General features: G+C 32.3%; 3 protein-coding genes and 1 pseudogene. All 4 read left to right on the top strand.

The genetic code is table 11. The features are described 5' to 3' along the window. The coding region (locus HMPREF2852_RS08445) for a MobA/MobL family protein (RefSeq protein ID WP_070607650.1) at nucleotides 1-1020 on the top strand (1020 nt) is incomplete at its 5' end. A 75-nt stretch (nucleotides 1021-1095) separates the two neighbouring features. After that, nucleotides 1096-1905, top strand: coding sequence for a class I SAM-dependent methyltransferase (locus HMPREF2852_RS08440; protein ID WP_261668280.1), 810 nt, complete (start codon nucleotides 1096-1098; stop codon nucleotides 1903-1905). A gap of 138 nt (nucleotides 1906-2043) precedes the next feature. Further along, a pseudogene (locus tag HMPREF2852_RS09640) lies at nucleotides 2044-2283 on the top strand (type IV secretory system conjugative DNA transfer family protein); the annotation flags it as partial. A 54-nt stretch (nucleotides 2284-2337) separates the two neighbouring features. Beyond that, nucleotides 2338-2775, top strand: a 438-nt coding sequence (locus HMPREF2852_RS08435; protein WP_186821943.1) for a recombinase family protein, incomplete at its 3' end; no start/stop codon positions are given.

The following is a 2775-nucleotide window of genomic DNA, read 5'->3' as shown; positions in this document are numbered from 1 at the left end:
ACATGGGGAGCAAAATCAAAAAAGGAATATGTCCTTGATAAAAATGGCGAAAAAGTAAAACTAAAAAATGGTAATTACAAAACAAGAAAAATAAATACAACCGATTGGAACGAGCAAGACAAAGCGGAAGAGTGGAGAAAAGCATGGGCAGACATTACAAACAAATATCTTGAAGAAAATAGTATACAGGACAAAGTAGATCACCGTTCTTATCAAAGACAGGGTATAGAGCAAATCCCAACCATTCATTTAGGAGTATCAGCAACACAAATGGAGAAGAAAGGCATAGCCACAGACAGAGGAAATATCAACAGAGAAATCAAAAATCAAAATTCGATTTTAAGAGAAATCTCAAGAAGAATAAAGGCATTACTAAATTGGATAAGAGGAATTGGAAAAGAAGAAAAAACAGAAAAAGAAAATACAAAATCCACCCTCCCACCCAAAGAGAACCTGTTATTCATCTTTGAAAAGCTTATTCGTAAAAATGCAGATAACAACAATGCAGACTTGGAAAAATATATTGAGAGTTGTCAATTACTAAAAGAGAAAAACATCAATTCATTATCTGAACTAAAAGAAAGCATTACTAATTTACGAGATAAGAATTACAAGACCACAAGAGCCTTAAAAGATACTGAGAAAAAGATTGATGAAAAAACACAACTCATCGACCAATCAGAAAAATATTTGAAGTATAAGGACACCTACAAAGCCTATACCAAGACAAAGAAAAGCAAACAGGAAGATTTTTATAACGAGCATACAGCAGAACTTATTTTATTTGAAAGTGCAAAGAAACATCTGAAAGAGCATTTAGGAGAAAGTAAGACCTTAGCCATCAGCAAATGGAAATCAGAACTTGCTACTTTGAAGAAAGAGAAAAAGAGCCTATATAATCAAATATTAGAGATACGAGAAGAAGTAGAACAGGCAGAAAAATTTAAGGTTTGTATAGAGCAATTACAGGTACAAGAAAAGCAACTATCACAGGCAAAGCAGAACGAGTTAGACCTATAAAACTAAGTGGGAAAGTGGTATAATGAAAATAATTAGTTTCACATAACTTGCAAAATAAAATGAGAAAGGAGGGACATGGAGATGAACAAAAATGAGTTGCTTAGTGGTGTTGCAGATACTCTATATATTCCTCTTATAGCAAGAGTTTATGCGTCTGAAAAATTTCCTGATTTTTTTTATGATGAAAAAGCATTATCCTTAAAACAACATATACCCACAAACAGTATAGAAAGTAATACTACTGAATATTTTTATATGGCAAGTGTTTGCAGACAACAAACGATGGACAAAAAAATTATTAGTTTCATCGAAAAAAACAATGAATGTAATATTGTCTTTTTAGGTGCAGGATTGGAAACAGCATATAATCGCATAAAAAATGTTAAAGTTAATTTCTATCAAATCGATTTGCCGGATGTCATAATACTAAGAAAAAAAGTATTAGGAAATGCCGATAATGAAAGATTGATAGCAGGGGATATGTTTACTCTTGATTGGATAAAAGAAATAGATACTTCTTTGCCGACAATGATTGTAGTTGCAGGAGTATATCAATATTTTGATAAAGAAAAAATTGTAGATATGATTAAGGGCATGAAATCATTGATTCCTAACGGAGAATTGATATTTGACGCAACAAATTCCAAGGGATTAGAGCTTGCAAATAAATATGTAAAACAAACGGGAAATGAAGACGCACAAATGTATTTTAGCGTAGATGACCCAAAAGAATTTGCAAGCTGCACGAATACAGGGTTAGTAGAAGTTACAGGCTTTTTTGATGGAGCATTAAAGCATTGTAAGAGATTGAAATTAAAAACAAGAATATATATGTATTTTGCGGATAAGTTAAACAGAACAAAAATTATACATTTGAGTTTCTAACCCAATATCTAACTAATAAATTTTAATAAAGCTAACAGCAAAACAGTAAATCAAAAAAGGTTTACTGTTTTTTTCTTGTCTAAAAGTTAAAATTCTTTATAGAAAAAGCGTCCATAAATATAAAAAGATACTTGACAAAACGCTTCCTGGGGAGAAAGTAAGGATATTGCTCCATATATTGACCCTAAGTTTGAAAACAATGTTCTCATAACTAATACCGAAAGACTAACAATGAACTCAAGACCTAAAAACCCTAAATATGCCAGAAATAAAAATGTATTAGTAATAGGTGGTTCTGGATCAGGTAAAACGAGATTTTATGTAAAGCCAAATCTAATGCAAATGCATTCTTCCTATGTAGTAACAGACCCTAAAGGATTAACCTCTTAGGGACAGAGAAAATAATAAAAACTTGGAAAGGAGGTAATTCTCATGTCAAATACGAAAAGAACAGGACAAACGGCACTTTATGAGCGTTTAAGTCGTGATGATGAAATGCAAGGAGAAAGCAATTCCATCACCAATCAAAAGCAGCTGCTTGAAAGCTATGCGAAAAGAAACGGTTTTGTAAATATCTATCACTATACCGATGATGGAGTAAGCGGAACGACCTTTGATAGAGAGGGATTTCAAAAGATGATAAAAGCAGTAGAAGAAAACAAAGTATCTACTGTGATAGTAAAAGATATGAGCAGGTTTGGCAGAGATTACCTCAAAGTAGGTTTTTATACCGAAATACTTTTCAAAGAAAAGGGAGTAAGATTTATTGCCATCAATAACGGAATAGATAGCGAAAAACAAGCAGAAAGCGACTTTACCCCATTTCTAAATATTATGAATGAATGGTATGCAAGAGATACCTCAAGAAAA

It is taken from the genome of Anaerococcus sp. HMSC065G05 (genome assembly GCF_001812365.1).
GTDB lineage: Bacteria > Bacillota > Clostridia > Tissierellales > Peptoniphilaceae > Anaerococcus > Anaerococcus vaginalis.
The sequence above is the reverse complement of the archived record's forward strand: the minus strand, read 5'-3'. Positions and strand labels throughout refer to the sequence as shown.

What these genes read in the sequence shown, in the direction of transcription:
- HMPREF2852_RS08440 (WP_261668280.1), top strand. Translation starts at nt 1,096, where the DNA reads ATGGAGATGAACAAAAATGAGTTGCTTAGTGGTGTTGCAGATACTCTA.